The organism is Stappia sp. TSB10GB4 (genome assembly GCF_900185745.1).
Classification (GTDB): Bacteria; Pseudomonadota; Alphaproteobacteria; order Rhizobiales; family Stappiaceae; genus Stappia.
Genome location: NZ_FYAV01000049.1, coordinates 233,408 through 248,679 on the forward strand (window position 1 = coordinate 233,408; position 15,272 = coordinate 248,679).

Below are 15,272 nucleotides of genomic sequence, written 5' to 3' on the forward strand. Positions count from 1 at the left end.
TGCTCAGTGGCCAGCGGCCAGCGCGCCCTGCACCCGCGTGTCGGAAGCCCCGGCCAGACCGTTCTCCACCGCCATCACCGACTGGGTCGACCCCATGGTGGCGCGCTCCTCCACCGTGTGGCCGAGGCCCCGCAGGATCGCCAGCGTGTCGGGCGAGAACCCTTCCTCGATGCGGATCTCGTCGGGCAGCCACTGGTGGTGCATGCGCGGGGCGGCGGTCGCCTCGGCGATGTTCATGCCGTGATCGATGACGTTGAGGACGATCTGCAGCACCGTGGTGATGATGCGGCTGCCGCCGGGCGAACCGGTGGCCAGCACCGGTCGGCCGTCGCGAAACACCAGCGTCGGGCTCATCGAGGAGAGCGGTCGCTTGCGCGGAGCGACGGCATTGGCATCGCCGCCGATCAGGCCATAGGCATTCGGCACGCCGGGCTTGGCGGAGAAGTCGTCGAGTTCGTTGTTGAGCAGGATGCCGGTGTCGCCGGCCATCATGCCGACGCCGTAGGAGAAATTCAGCGTGTAGGTGTTGGACACCGCGTTGCCCTGACCGTCCACCACCGAATAGTGCGTGGTCTCCCCGCTCTCGTACGGTGCTGGCATGCCGGGGGCGAGGCGGTCGGCGGGCATGGCTCGCTCAGGGTCGAAGTCGGCCATGCGCGAGGCCGCGTAGGCCTTCGAGGTCAGGCCCTTCACGGGAATATCGACGAAATCGGGATCGCCGAGAAATTCCGAGCGATCCGCATAGGCGCGCTTCATCGCCTCGGCCATCACATGCAGCGTCGCCGCCGACCCGGCGCCGGAGGCGGCAAGGTCGAACGGCTCCAGCATGTTGAGGATCTCGATGAGATGAACCCCGCCGGAGGAGGGCGGTGGCATGGAGACCACCTTATAGCCGCGATAGGTGCCGGAGACCGGCTCGCGCCATTTCGCCTCGTAGGCGGCAAGGTCCTCCGCCGTCATCGATCCACCGGCCTCGCGGACCCGCGCGGCGATGGCCTCGGCGACGGCGCCCTTGTAGAAGCCGTCCGGCCCCTCGTCGGCAATCATCTGCAACGTGGCCGCAAGCTGTGGCTGGCGCAGGGTCTCGCCCGGCTCATAGAAGCCGCCGTCGGGTTTGTAGAAGGTCGCGAGCGCGGCGGGGTCCTTCGACAGGCGCGAGTGGACCTGCCTCAGCGAGCCGGCAAGGTCGTCGGAGACGGGAAAGCCGTCGCGGGCCAGCCGGATCGCGGGAGCGAGGAGTTCGGCGACGGCGAAGTGGCCGCTGCCGTAACGGGCATGGGCGGCATGCAGGCCGGCAACGGTGCCGGGCACGCCGATGGCAAGTCCGGAATAGCGGGACTTCTCGCTGTCGGCATTGCCGTCGGCGTCCAGGAACATGTCACGCTGCGCGGCGGCCGGGGCGAGCTCGCGATAGTCCAGCGCCTGCGTCTCGCCGCTTTCGGCCATATGCACCAGCATGAAGCCGCCGCCGCCGATGTTGCCGGCGCGCGGCAAGGTGACGGCAAGGGCGAAGCCGACCGCGACGGCGGCGTCGACCGCGTTGCCGCCGGCGGCGAGAATGTCGCGGCCAACGAGCGTTGCGGTCGCCTCCTGGCTGGCGACCATGCCGCTGCGGGCAAGCACGGGGTGGAAACGGTCGGAGCCGGACAGGATCGGGGCCGGGGCCGCGTCCTGGGCGAAGACCGGACCGGCGGCCAGGCCGATCGCCGCGACGGCGGCAAGCGCGAGGCCGGCGAACCTGCCGGTGCGTCTGGTTACTGCGCGCATGTCAGCCTCCGGATACAGTAAGGGAAACACCAGTCTGTCGCCAAAAGCGGCGGAGAGCTACCCTTGACAGTTCCCCGGTTGGCAGTTCCGTTGGGGCAGAGTGAAGGCAGCGGAGGTGGGCAGGATGGCGAGAGACAGGTCGCGGACGCGTCGCGGCGGGCTACGGGCGATGGCCCTTGCCGGGATTGCGGGTGCCGGTGCGGCAGGCTTGTGCGCGGCAGCGCAGCCCGGAGTGAGCTGGGCGGCGGATGCCGCGGCGGGGCTCGAACTCTCCCGCACATGGTGCGCGGCGTGCCATCTGGTGGAGGAGGGCCAGGCGGGGCCGGGCAGCGACATCGCACCTTTCACGGAAGTCGCGCGCGATCCGGACTTCGATCCGGACCAGCTCGCGGCCTTTCTGGCTGCGCCGCATCCGAAAATGCCGGACATGTCGCTGACCCGGCGGGAGATCGCCGATATCGGCGCCTATATCGCGAGCCTGCGCCGGCCGTGACGGCCGTGCCCCGGTAAGGGGACGCGGCCGTTTCCGGCCGCGTCAGAGCGATGCCTCGCCCGCTTAGGGCCGCGTCAGGCGGCGGCCTTCTTCGGGGTGATCAGACCGCGATTGACGAGCACTTCCGCGATCTGCACCGCGTTCAGCGCCGCGCCCTTGCGCAGGTTGTCGGCGACCACCCACATGTTGAGGCCGTTCTCGATGGTGGCGTCCTCGCGGATGCGGCTGACATAGGTCGTGTCCTCGCCGGCGCTCTCGTAAGGCGTGACGTAGCCGCCGTCCTCATGCTTGTCGACGACCAGCACGCCCGGCGCCTCGCGCAGGATGTCGCGCGCCTCCTCGGCGGTGATCGGACGCTCGAACTCGATGTTGACGCTCTCCGAATGGCCGATGAACACCGGCACGCGCACGGCGGTGCAGGTGACCTTGATCTTCGGGTCGAGCATCTTCTTGGTCTCGGCCAGCACCTTCCACTCTTCCTTGGTGTAGCCGTCCTCCATGAAGACATCGATATGCGGGATGACGTTGAAGGCGATGCGCTTGGTGAACTTTCCCGGGGTGATCGGATCGTTCACGAAGACCGAGCGGGTCTGGTTGAACAGCTCGTCCATGCCGTCCTTGCCGGCGCCGGAGACCGACTGGTAGGTGGAGACGACGACGCGGCGGATGGTCGCCGCATCATGCAGCGGCTTCAGCGCGACGACGAGCTGGGCGGTCGAGCAGTTCGGATTGGCGATGATGTTCTTGCGGGTGAAGCCGGTGATGGCGTCGGCATTCACTTCCGGAACGATCAGCGGCACATCGGCGTCGTAGCGCCAGGCCGAGGAGTTGTCGATGACGACGCAGCCCTTGGCGGCGATCCTCGGGGACCACTCCTTGGAGACGGCGCCGCCCGCCGACATCAGGCAGATGTCGACATCGGAGAAGTCGAAATGGTCGATGGCCTGGCAGGTCAGCGTCCGGTCGCCGAAGGAGACCTGGACGCCCTGCGACCGACGAGAGGCGACAGGCACGACCTCGCGGGCCGGGAAGCCGCGTTCGTCCAGAATATCGAGCATTTCGCGGCCGACATTGCCGGTCGCGCCGACCACTGCGATCTTGTAAGCCATTGGTATTCAGTCCTCTCTTGCCGCTCCCCGCCAACCCGAAGCCGCCATCCATGCGGGAGCCTCAGGTCCGTTCGGTCCCCCATCGGACCCGGGGGAGCGCGGGTCGAGAGGGCCGTCAGGCGGTCGTTTTGCGGGTCGTCGTCGTGGTCGTGCCGGCGCACGCGACACCATTCGCGGCTTTCGTCGCGGCGAACGGGGCGTTGGAAAGGGCGCGCGGCTTCGGCATGGGATCCCTCGCGGATCCGGACGGGAACTGTCCGAACCTCGACGGCGACTAGATGCCGTCATGCGCGACCATTGTCAACATGGCCGTGCGGCATCGGCGTTCGAAGGATCAGCCGTCCATGCGGAAGCGCAGCAGCAGAGTGCGCTGCAGGATCGAGCGGTTGTCGTCGGAAATGATGGTCAGGATCGTCTCGCCGGCGGCGTTGCGATGAACGGCGATGCCTTCCATGTTGTCGATCTGATCAGAAAACCCGGCCTCCAGCAGCACGCGGCCAACCACCAGGGCGCCGGGCTTCAGCTCGCTTGCCGGGAGCAGGCGCACGCGCATGCCAATGCCGTGGCGCAGGGTGAAGCGCCGCTCCAGCAGCAGCAGGTCGCCGGTGTCAAGAAAGACCGCGTCGGTGGCGTCGTAGGAGTCCTGGCGCAACACGGTGAAGGTGCCGGGCGTCGGACCGCCGAGCAGGAAGCCGGGCAGGTTCGCGTTGAATGTCTGGCCGCGTTCGGAGATTACCACCAGCGTGCCGGCGAGCGGGCCGTCATTGGCATAGGCGACCGCCTCCATGCCCTTGTTGTGGCGCAGGGTCTGCAGGGCCGGCGGCAGGTCCAGCGCCCGGCCCGGGGTCCGCAGGTCGCCGAGCGGATAGGGATAGGCGTAGATGGCGTGATAGCGTTCGGTCGCCATGTAGAGTTCGCCGCTGCCGTCCGGATTGCGGCGCAGGGTCAGGGCCTCGGCATCGCCGCGGCCGCTGTCGATGAGCGGCCGCCCGTCCGGCCCGATGATGGCGCTGAGGCGTGCGTCGCGCAGGGCCAGCGGCCGCCCGTCCGGATCGCTGTCGATCGTGGCGACCAGCCACAGGCCATTGTCCGAAACCGCGATCATGTCGCGGCCGTCCGGGCTCAGGACCAGGCCGGAGAGGCCGCCCATGTGGCGGTTGCCCGAGAACAGTTCCAGTCCGCCGATGAAGGTGAGCTCGCCGAAGCGCGGCTCGTCGGCGCGGCCGACCCGGAAAGCGTCGATCGGCTGGGCGCGGATCACCACGTCCTGGAGGGGAACGTCGATGATGGCCGCCGCCGGGCCTGGCGCCAGCGTCCACGCGCAAGCGCAGAGGGCGGCGGCGAAGGCCGCGGCAAGGCGCGACGGGCGCGGGCGGGCGGGCAGCGCGGTGGCCATCGTCTCAGCGCGCCGCGCGGCGCCGTCCGCGACCACCGCGCGACGGTGCCTGCGTCTGCTCGTCGAACAGATCGGCGAGCTGGTCGGTCATGGCGCCGGCCAGTTCCTCCGCATCGACGATGGTGACGGCGCGGCGGTAGTAGCGGGTGACGTCGTGGCCGATGCCGATGGCGATCAGTTCCACCGGCGAGCGGGTCTCGATCTCCTCGATGATGTAGCGCAGATGCCGCTCGAGATAGTTGCCGGGGTTGACCGACAAGGTGCAATCGTCGACCGGGGCGCCGTCCGAGATCATCATCAGGATCTTGCGGGCCTCGGAGCGGCCGAGCAGGCGCTTGTGGGCCCAGTCCAGCGCCTCGCCGTCGATGTTCTCCTTCAGCAGGCCCTCGCGCATCATCAGGCCGAGATTGCGGCGGGCGCGGCGCCAGGGTGCGTCGGCGGACTTGTAGATGATGTGGCGCAGGTCGTTGAGGCGGCCGGGCTGGGCCGGCTTGCCGGCGGCAAGCCACGCCTCGCGCGACTGCCCGCCCTTCCAGGCGCGGGTGGTGAAGCCGAGGATCTCGACCTTCACGCCGCAGCGCTCCAGCGTGCGAGCCAGAATGTCGGCGCAGGTCGCGGCGACGGTGATCGGCCGGCCGCGCATTGAGCCGGAATTGTCGAGCAGCAGCGTCACCACGGTGTCGCGGAAATTGGTGTCGCTCTCCTGCTTGAAGGCGAGCGGCTGCATCGGGTCGGTGACGACGCGGGTCAGGCGCGCCGTGTCCAGCATGCCCTCCTCCAGGTCGAAGGACCAGGAGCGGTTCTGCTGGGCGAGCAGCTTGCGCTGCAGGCGGTTGGCCAGCCGGGCGACGGCACCCTGCAGGTTGACCAATTGCTTGTCGAGATGGCTGCGCAGGCGGTCGAGTTCGGCGGTGTCGCAGAGTTCCTCGGCCGGCACCGTCTCGTCGAAGCGGTTGGTGAAGACCTTGTAGTCCGACGTCGGCGGAAGGTTGGAGAGCGGCAGCTCACGGCGCCGGCTTTCGCCGGGCTCCTCGGCCTGGTCCGCCTGGTCGTCCTGGGTCAGCTCCTGCAGGTCGCCGTCGAGGCCTTCGGTCTCGCCCGCCTCGGTCTCCTCGCCGGAGAGTTCCATCTCCTGCGGCGCGCCCTCGTCCTCGCCGCTTTCCTCCTCGCCGTCGGCGGAGGTCTCGCCGCGCTCGTTGCGCCCCTCGGCGTCTTCGCTCTCGCCGTCCTCGTCCTCGCTCTCCTGGCCGATATCCTCGTCCATCTCGAGAGAGGTCAGCACCTTGCGCAGGCGCTTGGCGAAGTCCTGCTGGTCCTCGATCCGGTCGGCGAGCAGGTCGAGCGCCTCGCCCGCCTTTTCCTCGATCCAGCCGCGCCACTGGGCGATCATCGGCTCGGCGCTTTTGGGTGCCGGCCGGCCGGTCAGGCGCTCGCGCACCATATAGGCGATCGCCTCCTCCAGCGGCGCGTCCTCGCGGCTGGCGACGTCGGCATAGGCGGCCTTGCGGCTGCGGTCCTCCAGCATGGCGGAGAGATTGTCGGACACCCCCGGCATACGGTTGGCGCCGACCGCCTCGCAGCGCGCCTGCTCGACCGCGTCGAAGATGGCGCGGGCCGTCTCGCCCTGCGGCACCAGCCTGCGGTGCAGGCCGGGGTCATGACAGGCGAGCTTGAGCGCCATGGCGTCGCCGAGGCCGCGCGTGACGGCGATCTCGTCGGCTGTGAGGCGCCGCGAGGGCTCCGGCAGGCGGGCCGTGTGGCCCGACAGCGACGGCTTGTCGGAGGAGAACAGCACCTCAAGCTCGGCGTCGGCGGCGATGGCGCGCATGGTGTCGCCGATCGCCCGCTTCAACGGCTCGCTCGTGGGCCTGCTCTTCTCGGAGGGCGGATTGCGCATGGGACTGCCGGTCAGCTCATCACCACGTTGGCGGCGGACTCGGGCAGTTCCTCGCCGAAGCAGCGCTGGTAGAACTCGGCGACCAGCGTGCGCTCCATCTCGTCGCACTTGTTGAGGAAGGTGACGCGGAAGGCGAAGCCGACATCCTTGAAGATGCTCGCGTTCTCGGCCCAGGTGATGACTGTGCGCGGGCTCATCACGGTCGACAGGTCGCCGTTGATGAAGGCGTTGCGGGTCATGTCGGCGAGGCGAACCATGCGCGAGACGATCTTGCGGCCCTCGTCGTTCTGGTAGTGCTTCGACTTGGCCAGGACGATCTCGACCTCGTTGTCATGCGGCAAATAGTTCAGCGTGGTGACGATCGACCAGCGGTCCATCTGACCCTGGTTGATCTGCTGAGTGCCGTGATAGAGGCCCGACGTGTCGCCGAGGCCGACCGTGTTGGCTGTCGCGAACAGGCGGAAGGCGGGATGCGGGCGAATCACCCGGTTCTGGTCGAGCAGAGTGAGGCGGCCGGACACTTCCAGCACGCGCTGGATGACGAACATCACGTCGGGGCGACCGGCGTCGTACTCGTCGAAGACCAGCGCGATGTTGTTCTGCAGTGCCCAGGGCAGGATGCCGTCCCGGAATTCGGTGACCTGACGGCCGTCCTTGACGACGATGGCGTCCTTGCCGACCAGGTCGATGCGCGAGATGTGGCTGTCGAGGTTGACGCGCACGCAGGGCCAGTTGAGCCGTGCGGCGACCTGCTCGATATGGGTCGACTTGCCGGTGCCGTGATAGCCGGTGACCATGACGCGGCGGTTATGGGCAAAGCCGGCGAGGATCGCCAGGGTGGTCTGCCGGTCGAAGAGATAGTCCGGGTCGAGATCGGGCGTGTGCGCCGACGGCTCCCTGTAGGCGGGAACCGTCAGGTCGCTGTCGATGCCGAAGGTCTCGCGCACGGACACCGTGGTATCCGGCAGGTGTTCGACGGGCAGGGTCTTGTCAGTCATCTTTCCTCCGCTGGCCCGCTGCCTGGCGGGATCCGCGATGTCGTGCACAGCGCTCCGCGAGATGCGGCGGCGCAAAATTCGAACCAGACCCTATTGCCAGAGCCCCGTTCGGCCAAGTGAAAACGCCTCGTCGCAGGCGGCGCTGGCGCGAATTGCGCCGGGAAAGGGATCTCCCCGCGACGGGAGACCGCTCGGCGTCAGCAGCCTGAGGCGATCCGGAGATCCGGGAGATCTCCGATTTCATAGCCGATCCGGACCAACTGGCAAGCCCGCTTCGGCGCGCGGCGGCGGATCGGCTCAGCAGAAGCCGGCCTTCTTCAGCAGCGAGTAGGCATTGATGATCTCGCGCAGCCGGTCCTCCAGCGAGCGGTCGCCGCCATTGGCATCCGGGTGCAACTGCTTCACAAGGTCCTTGTAGCGGGTTTTGATCTCGGCATCGCGGGCATGGTGCGGCAGGCCGAGCGTGTCGAAGGCACGGGCCTCCAGTTGCTTGAGTTTCGGAGCCCGTGCGCCGCTGCCGGTGGTCTTGCCCGATCCCGTGCGCCGGCGGGCTTCGGCGCGTGTCCGGGCCGCCTGACGGGGATCGACATCGGACCAGGCGCGCGCGCCTTCGTCTGCCGTCTTGGCGTTGACGCCCATCTTCCAGGTGGGGCGGTGACCGGTGAGCGCGTCGCGCTGGTAGGCCCGCGTCTCGTCGTCGTCCATGCCGGCGAAATAGTTGTAGGACTTGTTGTAGTCCCGCACATGGGCAAGGCAGAAATGGTAGTATTCGCCGTCCGCATGCCGTCCCTTGGGCGCGCGGTGGGTGCCCGGCTCGTCGCAGCCCTCCCACTCGCAGATCCGCTCGCACGCGAACTCTTCCTCGGCGCGAAGGCGCTTCGGGCTGATGCGGATGCGGTCGAAAATGTCCGAAGCCACCGGTCCTGGTCCAGTTTCCGTGATCTGCGGGGCGGGAATATACGGCTGTGGCCGCGACGATCCGCATAAATAGGGGGAGTGTGGCTCGTTCGGCAAGGTCTTGACGGCGCCGAAAAGTCTGTCACATGGAAGGCATGAGCATCCGGGACCTGATCGAACAACGCCTGCGCGACGCCTTTGCCCCGCAGAGCCTCGAGGTGATCGACGAATCCGAGCGGCACCGCGGACATGGTGGCTGGCGCGAGGGCGGCGAGACCCATTTCCGTATCCGCATGGTCGCCGCGTCGCTGGCCGGCCAGAGCAGAGTGGCGCGCCATCGGGCGATCAACGACTGCGTCAAGCCGGCCTTCGATGCCGGATTGCATGCCCTGGCGATCGAGGCACGTGCGCCCGATGAGCGCGACCCGCGGGGCGGCGGCCCGGCCTCTTTGGCCTGAACCGGCGGGAAGACAAGGGTCGAGCGCCCGGCGTATGGAGCCGGTTCGCGGACTGCTTTTCGTCGAAATCAGCCCGATTGCGTCGTCGGAGCCGCAGCCTGCGGCGACGTTGCCGCCTGTCCAGCGAAGACCGCCTTCACCGAACCTGCCACGGACTTGGACAGCGGCGTGATCTTCAGCCGGGTGACGCGGTTCTTTTCCCGCTTGAGCACGGTGAAGCGGTAGCCGTGGAAGGTGAAGGCCTGCCGCTCTTCCGGGATCATCCGCGCCTCGTGGATCACCAGGCCGGCGATCGTCGTTGCCTCGTCGTCGGGCAGGCGCCAGTCGACCGCGCGGTTGAGATCGCGGATCGGCACGCCGCCGTCGACGATGATCGAGCCGTCGGGCTGCGGGCGCACGCCGGCGAGCTCCACGTCGTGTTCGTCGGAAATCTCGCCGACGATCTCCTCCAGGATGTCCTCCAGCGTCACCAGCCCCATGACCTCACCATACTCGTCGATGACGAGGGCGAAATGCGCCTTGCGCTTGAGGAAGGCGTTGAGCTGGTCCTGCAGGCTGGTCGTGTCGGGCACGAACCAGGGCGGGGAGACGATCTGCTCGATCTCGATGCGCGAGGCATCGCCGCCGGCTGCCGCCAGCGCCCTGAGCAGGTCCTTGGCATGCAGCACGCCGATATAGTTGTCCGTCTGCCCGCGCCATAGCGGCAGGCGGGTGTGCGGGCTCGCCAGCGCGTCCTGGATCAGCCTGTCGACCGGCTCGTCGGCGTTCAGCGTGTTCATCTTGGTGCGGTGGACCATCACGTCCGACACTTCCAGGTCGGCAAGGTCGAGCAGGCCGCCGATGCGGTCGCGTTCGGCCTTCACCAGGCCGCCCTCCAGATGCTGCAGATCGACGGTGCCGCGCAATTCCTCGTGCGCGGAGAGCACCATACGGTTTTCCGACACATCGACGCCGAACAGGCGCAGCAAGGCGCGCACGATCATCTCTACCGCGCTGACGACCGGTCCGAAGACGATCACCACGACGCGGACCACCGGCGAGACGGCAATGGCGAAGCGGTCGGGATTTGAGATCGCCCAGGTCTTCGGCAGCACCTCGGAGAAGATCAGGACGAGCGCGGTCATCACCAGGGTGGCGTAAACGACGCCGGCATCGCCGAACAGGCTGAGCAACACGCTGGTGGCCAGCGCAGAGGCGAGGATGTTGACCAGGTTGTTGCCCAGCAGCAGCGCGCCGATCAGCCGTTCTCGAACCATGATCAGGCGACTGACGACGGCCGCGCGCCGGTCGCCGTTCTTCTCGAGTTGCAGCATGCGGGCGCGCGAGGCGGCGGTCAGCGCCGTTTCCGAACCGGAGAAGAAGCCGGACATGACCAGCAGGACAAAGATCGCCAGGATGGAGAGCCAGAGGCTTGCGTCGCTCATCGGTTGCGTCTCCCTCGTGTTGGGATCCAGGTTCGGGTGGTGCCGACCCGGCTCAGGATCGCGCAGCCAGTTCGTCCGTCAGGAAGTCGCGCAAGGTGGCGATATCGACCCCGCGCTCGATGAAGGCGTCGCCGATGCCCCGCACCAGGATGAAGGTCAGGGCGCCGCGACTCACCTTCTTGTCCTGCGCCATGATGTCGAGAAAACTGTCGGTGGGCGGCATCTGACCCGGTATGTCGCTGATATGGGTGGGCAGGCCGACGGCGGCAAGGTGAGCGGCCACGCGGTCGCGGTCAGGCTGCGGGCACAGTCCGAGCCGGACCGAGAAGTCGAAGGCGAGTCGCATGCCGATGGCGACGCCCTCGCCATGGACAAGGCGGGTGCCGTCATAGGCGACGATCGCCTCCAGCGCATGGCCGAACGTGTGGCCGAGATTGAGCAGAGCCCTGGCCCCCGTCTCGAACTCGTCCTCGGCGACGATACGCGCCTTGGCGCGGCAGGACACGGCGATCGCCTCCTCGCGCTCAGGGCCGCCGGCAAAGACGGCGGCGTGGTTCTGCTCCAGCCAGGCAAAGAAGCCGGCATCGCCGAGCAAGCCGTATTTCACCGTCTCCGCATAGCCGGCACGGAACTCGCGCAGCGGCAGGGTGTCGAGCGCCGCAGTATCCGCCAGCACCATCGCCGGCTGGTGGAAGGCGCCGATCAGGTTCTTGCCGTGGCGGACATTGATGCCGGTCTTGCCGCCGACGGACGAATCCACCTGGGCCAGCAGCGTCGTCGGGATCTGGACGAAGGGCATGCCGCGGCGGACGCTGGCCGCGACGAAGCCGGCGAGGTCGCCGACCACCCCGCCGCCAAGCGCGACGATGGCGTCGTTGCGCTCCAGCCGCGCCTCCAGCACGCGGTCGCAGACCGTCTCGTAGACCGCGAAGCGCTTACTGGCCTCGCCCGGCGGCAACAGGATGGTGGCAAAGCCGATCCCGGCCGCCTCAAGCGAGGCCTGCAGTCGCTCCAGATGATGGACGGCGACGGTCTCGTCGCTGACGATAGCAACGTTCGAGCGGGGCAGTCGGGCGGCAATGCGCGTCCCGGCCTCGTCCACCAGTCCCCGGCCGATCAGGATATCGTAGGAGCGCTCACCGAGATCGACCGGAACGCAAATCGGGTCCGTGGCCGAGGTTTCGGCCGTCGCGGTCTGGGAGGTCATCGGCGTTCGGCTCCTTCCGCCTGTTCGCTGAGCGCCGGCGCAAGACCGAAGTGATCCTCAAGCGCGGCAATGATGTCGACGACCACGGCCTCATGCGGTACGTCGCGCGACTGGACGGTGAGAGCAGCCTGTGCATAGACCGGTTCGCGCTCGGCCAGCAGCCGGCGCATGACCGCTTCCGGGTCGGGGTCGTTGAGCAGCGGCCGGTTCGGCTTGCGGCGCACCCGGTTCATCACCAGCGAAAAATCCGCCTTGAGCCAGATCGACAGGCCGCTCTCGCGGATCGCGGTGCGGGTCTCCGCGTTCATATAGGCGCCGCCGCCGGTGGCAAGGATCTGCGGACCGTTCTTCAGCAGGCGGGCGATAACCCGCTGCTCGCCGGCCCGGAAATAGGCCTCGCCATGCTGGGCGAAGATCTCCGGAATGGTCAGGTTGGCGGCGGCCTCGATCTCGGTGTCGGCGTCGACGAAGGGCAGCGACAGGGTCTGGGCCAGACGACGGCCGACGCTCGACTTGCCGCAGCCCATGATGCCGACAAGTACGATCGAGCGCGTTCCAAGCGCGCTGACAAGCCGGGCGGCACGCTCTTCCTCGACGAGATACGGCAGGACGGACATCTGACGGCGCTCTCCCTTTTGACCCATCGCTTTGCCCTTGTCCTGCCCGCATAGTCAAGCCTGCATGCAGATGGTGACTTGCATCACGGCCGACGACTGGCCGATAAGGGATGCGTCCACTGGCGGTTCCGGAGCCCTTTCGACACCCATGCCCACGATCGCCCGACTGCTGTTCGTTCTCCTGGTTCTCACCGGCGCGGTCGCCGGTACGGTCTTCGCGCTGGGCACCTTTGTCGAACCGGAACCGCGCGAGATCACGGTGCGGCTGCGGATGGACGGGTTCGGGCGCTAGCGAGGCCGAAGCGGGAGGCGGGATGGCGAGCGACGCGCTGCTGATCGAGGGCTTCCTGGAGATGCTGTCGGCCGAACGGGGCGCGGCGGCCAACACGCTGGAAAGCTATCGCCGCGACCTTGAGGATTTCTCCGGGTTTCTCGGTGCGCGCCGCTCCGCGGCCGCTACGGCCTCGCGCGAGGACGTCACCGCCTATCTCTCCGATCTCACCCGGCGCGGCTTTGCCGCCAGTTCGCAGGCGCGACGACTGTCGGCCCTGCGCCAGTTCTACCGGCATCTGTTTTCCGACGGCTTGCGCACAGACGACCCGACCCGCACGGTGGCGACGCCCAAGCGCCGCGCCGCCCTGCCCAAGGTGCTCGGCGAGGAGGAGGTCGACCGGTTGCTGGCCGCCGCGCGGGAGGCGAGCGAGGTCGAGAGCCTGTCCTCGGCAGCACGGCTGCGGACACTGCGCCTGCACGCGCTGCTCGAGGTGCTCTATGCCACGGGCCTGCGCGTGTCCGAGCTGGTGTCGCTGCCGCTGTCGGCGGCCCTGCGCGACGAGCGATTGATCGCGGTGACCGGCAAGGGCAACAAGGAGCGGCTGGTGCCGCTCGGCCCGGCGGCGCGCGCGGCGATGCGCGCCTATGTGGCCTGCCGGCGGGCGGAAGGGGTCTGTCCGGCCAGCCGCTGGCTGTTTCCCTCGCATGGGGAGAGCGGGCATTTCACCCGCCAAGCCTTCGCCCGCGACCTGAAGGACCTTGCGGTGTCGGCAGGACTCGATCCTTTGGCGCTCTCACCGCATGTGCTGCGGCATGCCTTCGCCTCGCATCTTTTGCAGAACGGTGCGGACCTGCGCGTCGTGCAGCAGTTGCTTGGCCATGCCGACATCTCGACGACGCAGATCTACACGCATGTGCTCGACGAGCGGTTGGCGGCCCTGGTCGAAGGCCATCACCCGCTGGCGAGGAAACGCTGAGTGTGGTGCCGCCGGCCAAGGCTCAGCGCGGCATCAGCACCCAGATGTCGAAGTCGAGGATGACGGCAGGGTCATAGGCGCCGTCCGGCCCGGTCAACGGGAAGTCGTGGCACGGCCGGTCCTTGGTCGCGATCATCCGCAGGCGCAGGGCGCCGACATCGTGGCGGCCGGGAATGTCCGCCTTCTCAAGGACTTGCGACCAGGCGAAGACCGTGTTGCCGGCAAACAGCGGCGCAACATGGCGCCCGGCATTGATACCGGCGATGTGGAAGGCGTTGCCGAGACCGTTGAAGGACAGGGCGCGGGCGAGCGAGATCACATGGCCGCCATAGACCAGTCGTCGGCCGAAGCGGCCCTGGCCTTCGGTGAACTGGTTGAAATGGACGCGGGCGGTGTTCTGGTAGAGGCGGGTGGCGATCTGGTGCTCGGCCTCCTCGACGGTCATGCCGTCCACATGGTCGATGCGCTCGCCGACCGCATAGTCGCGGAAGCGATGCGGCGAGCCCGCCAGGTCGTCGTCCCAGGCCTCGACGTCGATCAGCGGGCAGGCATCGCCGAGGGCTTCCGGCGCGATGGCGTCCGGCAGGTTCGGGACGGTCGCCTCCGGTGCGGGACTGGCAGGATCGCGCTTGTTCACCATGACCCAGCGAACATAATCGAGCACCTCGGTGCCGTCCTGATTGTAGCCGGTGGAGCGGACATAGACGACGCCGGTGCGCCCGTTCGAGTTCTCCTTGAGGCCGATCACCTCGGAGACGGCGGACAGGGTGTCGCCGGCGAAGACGGGCGCAAGGAACCGGCCACCGGCATAGCCGAGATTGGCGACCGCGTTGAGCGAGATGTCCGGCACGGTCTTGCCGAAGACGATGTGGAAGACCAGCAGGTCGTCGACCGGTGCCTCTGGATAGCGGACGCGCTGGGCGAAATCGTCCGAGGATTGCACGGCAAAACGCGTGCCGTAGAGGGCGTTGTAGAGCGAGATATCCCCTTGTGTCAGCGTGCGCGGGGTTGCGTGGCGCAGGACCTGGCCGACGCGGAAATCCTCGAAAAAGTTGCCCGGACTGGTCTTGCTCACGATGCGGCCTCCCTGATCGTCTTTTGCGCTGCAATAAGACAGGCTGGCAGGCCGGTGTGCAAGTCCGACCTTGGGCGCTGGCCTTCCGCCTGTACGGCCCGGAGACATGGGTAACAGATTGTCCCTAAGACATGGGTGACACCCTCGTGCCGAACGGGTTGTCGATGGTCTGCAGGGTCCTCTGTTCCAGGTCGATATATCCCAGATCGTAGTGCATGAAGCTGACGAGCCAAATGCCGTCGTCGACTTCGGTGATTCCGAGCCTCTGGCCGGCAAGCACGGTCGAGACGTTGATCTTTTTTCTTGCCATACAGATGCGGCCGCAGGCGGTGACGAGGATGTCCCTGTCGTGGAAGGGGTATTCCACCTCCGGCAGGCCCTCATAGGCTTTTGAGGACGGGGCATAGGCTTCGGCCGGCGTCTTCATGGCGAGCGCCTCATGGGGACGCTCCTCGTTGAACTCGCTGACGAAGTCGTCGAAGCGGCCCTGCTGCTGGAGGGCGTTCATGCCCGGCGGACGCGCTGTCTCCTGCTTGAGGGTGCGGTGCATGCGCTCATGGCGGCCGTTCTCCTGCGGGTTGCCGGGCTTGATCCTCTCGAGCCGCAAGCCGAGCCGGAGCCACCAAACGGACAGCTTCGACAGGTTGTAGAGGCCGTTGGGCGAGGCAAAGGGCAGACCGTTGT

The 15,272-nt window shown here is 67.7% G+C and carries 15 protein-coding genes; 4 read left to right on the top strand and 11 right to left on the bottom strand.

Going from position 1 to position 15,272, the window contains the following annotated elements:
- Positions 1-3: 3 nt before the first annotated feature.
- Positions 4-1,767: a gamma-glutamyltransferase gene (ggt, locus tag TSB10GB4_RS12520; protein ID WP_186396022.1), complete on the bottom strand. Its 1,764-nt coding sequence runs from the start codon at positions 1,765-1,767 to the stop codon at positions 4-6.
- Positions 1,768-1,891: 124 nt separating this feature from the next.
- On the opposite strand from ggt, the gene TSB10GB4_RS12525 reads away from it, so the two are divergent.
- Positions 1,892-2,260 (top strand): cytochrome c, encoded by a 369-nt coding sequence (locus TSB10GB4_RS12525; protein ID WP_186396023.1) that lies wholly within the window; start codon positions 1,892-1,894, stop codon positions 2,258-2,260.
- A 74-nt stretch (positions 2,261-2,334) separates the two neighbouring features.
- Here TSB10GB4_RS12525 and TSB10GB4_RS12530 read toward each other — a convergent pair whose 3' ends face one another.
- The 5 genes from TSB10GB4_RS12530 to TSB10GB4_RS12550 form a co-directional block, all read right to left on the bottom strand.
- Positions 2,335-3,369 carry an aspartate-semialdehyde dehydrogenase gene (locus TSB10GB4_RS12530; protein WP_186396024.1) on the bottom strand — a complete coding sequence of 345 codons (1,035 nt, stop codon included), beginning with the start codon at positions 3,367-3,369 and terminating at the stop codon, positions 2,335-2,337.
- Positions 3,370-3,703: 334 nt separating this feature from the next.
- Positions 3,704-4,765, bottom strand: coding sequence for an esterase-like activity of phytase family protein (locus tag TSB10GB4_RS12535; protein ID WP_186396025.1), 1,062 nt, complete (start codon positions 4,763-4,765; stop codon positions 3,704-3,706).
- 4 nt (positions 4,766-4,769) lie between these two features.
- Positions 4,770-6,662 carry a cobaltochelatase subunit CobT gene (cobT, locus tag TSB10GB4_RS12540; protein WP_186396026.1) on the bottom strand — a complete coding sequence of 631 codons (1,893 nt, stop codon included), beginning with the start codon at positions 6,660-6,662 and terminating at the stop codon, positions 4,770-4,772.
- A gap of 11 nt (positions 6,663-6,673) precedes the next feature.
- On the bottom strand, positions 6,674-7,660 hold the full coding sequence (gene cobS / locus TSB10GB4_RS12545; RefSeq protein ID WP_186396027.1) for a cobaltochelatase subunit CobS: 987 nt from the start codon (positions 7,658-7,660) through the stop codon (positions 6,674-6,676).
- Between the two features lie 297 nt (positions 7,661-7,957).
- Complete coding sequence (locus TSB10GB4_RS12550) at positions 7,958-8,578, bottom strand: J domain-containing protein (RefSeq protein WP_186387717.1); 621 nt, start codon at positions 8,576-8,578, stop codon at positions 7,958-7,960.
- A gap of 134 nt (positions 8,579-8,712) precedes the next feature.
- Here TSB10GB4_RS12550 and TSB10GB4_RS12555 point away from each other — a divergent pair, with 134 nt between their 5' ends.
- A complete protein-coding gene (locus TSB10GB4_RS12555; RefSeq protein ID WP_186387716.1) occupies positions 8,713-9,015 on the top strand; it encodes a BolA family transcriptional regulator in 303 nt (100 codons plus the stop codon).
- 68 nt (positions 9,016-9,083) lie between these two features.
- On the opposite strand, the gene TSB10GB4_RS12560 is transcribed toward TSB10GB4_RS12555, so the two are convergent.
- From TSB10GB4_RS12560 to TSB10GB4_RS12570, 3 genes are read right to left on the bottom strand one after another with little or no spacing between them, the layout of a single operon-like run.
- Positions 9,084-10,439 carry an HlyC/CorC family transporter gene (locus TSB10GB4_RS12560; protein WP_186396028.1) on the bottom strand — a complete coding sequence of 452 codons (1,356 nt, stop codon included), beginning with the start codon at positions 10,437-10,439 and terminating at the stop codon, positions 9,084-9,086.
- A 52-nt stretch (positions 10,440-10,491) separates the two neighbouring features.
- Entirely contained in the window at positions 10,492-11,646 is a 1,155-nt protein-coding gene (gene aroB, locus TSB10GB4_RS12565) for a 3-dehydroquinate synthase (protein ID WP_186396029.1), read from the bottom strand.
- Complete coding sequence (locus tag TSB10GB4_RS12570; protein WP_186396030.1) at positions 11,643-12,263, bottom strand: shikimate kinase; 621 nt, start codon at positions 12,261-12,263, stop codon at positions 11,643-11,645. The genes aroB and TSB10GB4_RS12570 overlap by 4 nt, the downstream gene beginning before the upstream one ends.
- A gap of 148 nt (positions 12,264-12,411) precedes the next feature.
- Here TSB10GB4_RS12570 and TSB10GB4_RS12575 point away from each other — a divergent pair, with 148 nt between their 5' ends.
- Positions 12,412-12,555 (top strand): hypothetical protein, encoded by a 144-nt coding sequence (locus TSB10GB4_RS12575; RefSeq protein WP_186387712.1) that lies wholly within the window; start codon positions 12,412-12,414, stop codon positions 12,553-12,555.
- Positions 12,556-12,577: 22 nt separating this feature from the next.
- Positions 12,578-13,513, top strand: a complete 936-nt coding sequence (gene xerD / locus TSB10GB4_RS12580; RefSeq protein WP_186396031.1) for a site-specific tyrosine recombinase XerD — start codon at positions 12,578-12,580, stop codon at positions 13,511-13,513.
- A gap of 22 nt (positions 13,514-13,535) precedes the next feature.
- On the opposite strand, the gene TSB10GB4_RS12585 is transcribed toward xerD, so the two are convergent.
- Together TSB10GB4_RS12585 and TSB10GB4_RS12590 are read right to left on the bottom strand one after the other, a co-directional pair.
- Positions 13,536-14,588: a MaoC family dehydratase gene (locus TSB10GB4_RS12585; RefSeq protein WP_186396032.1), complete on the bottom strand. Its 1,053-nt coding sequence runs from the start codon at positions 14,586-14,588 to the stop codon at positions 13,536-13,538.
- A 124-nt stretch (positions 14,589-14,712) separates the two neighbouring features.
- Positions 14,713-15,272: integrase core domain-containing protein (locus TSB10GB4_RS12590; protein WP_186396033.1), on the bottom strand; the 560-nt coding region annotated here is incomplete at its 5' end.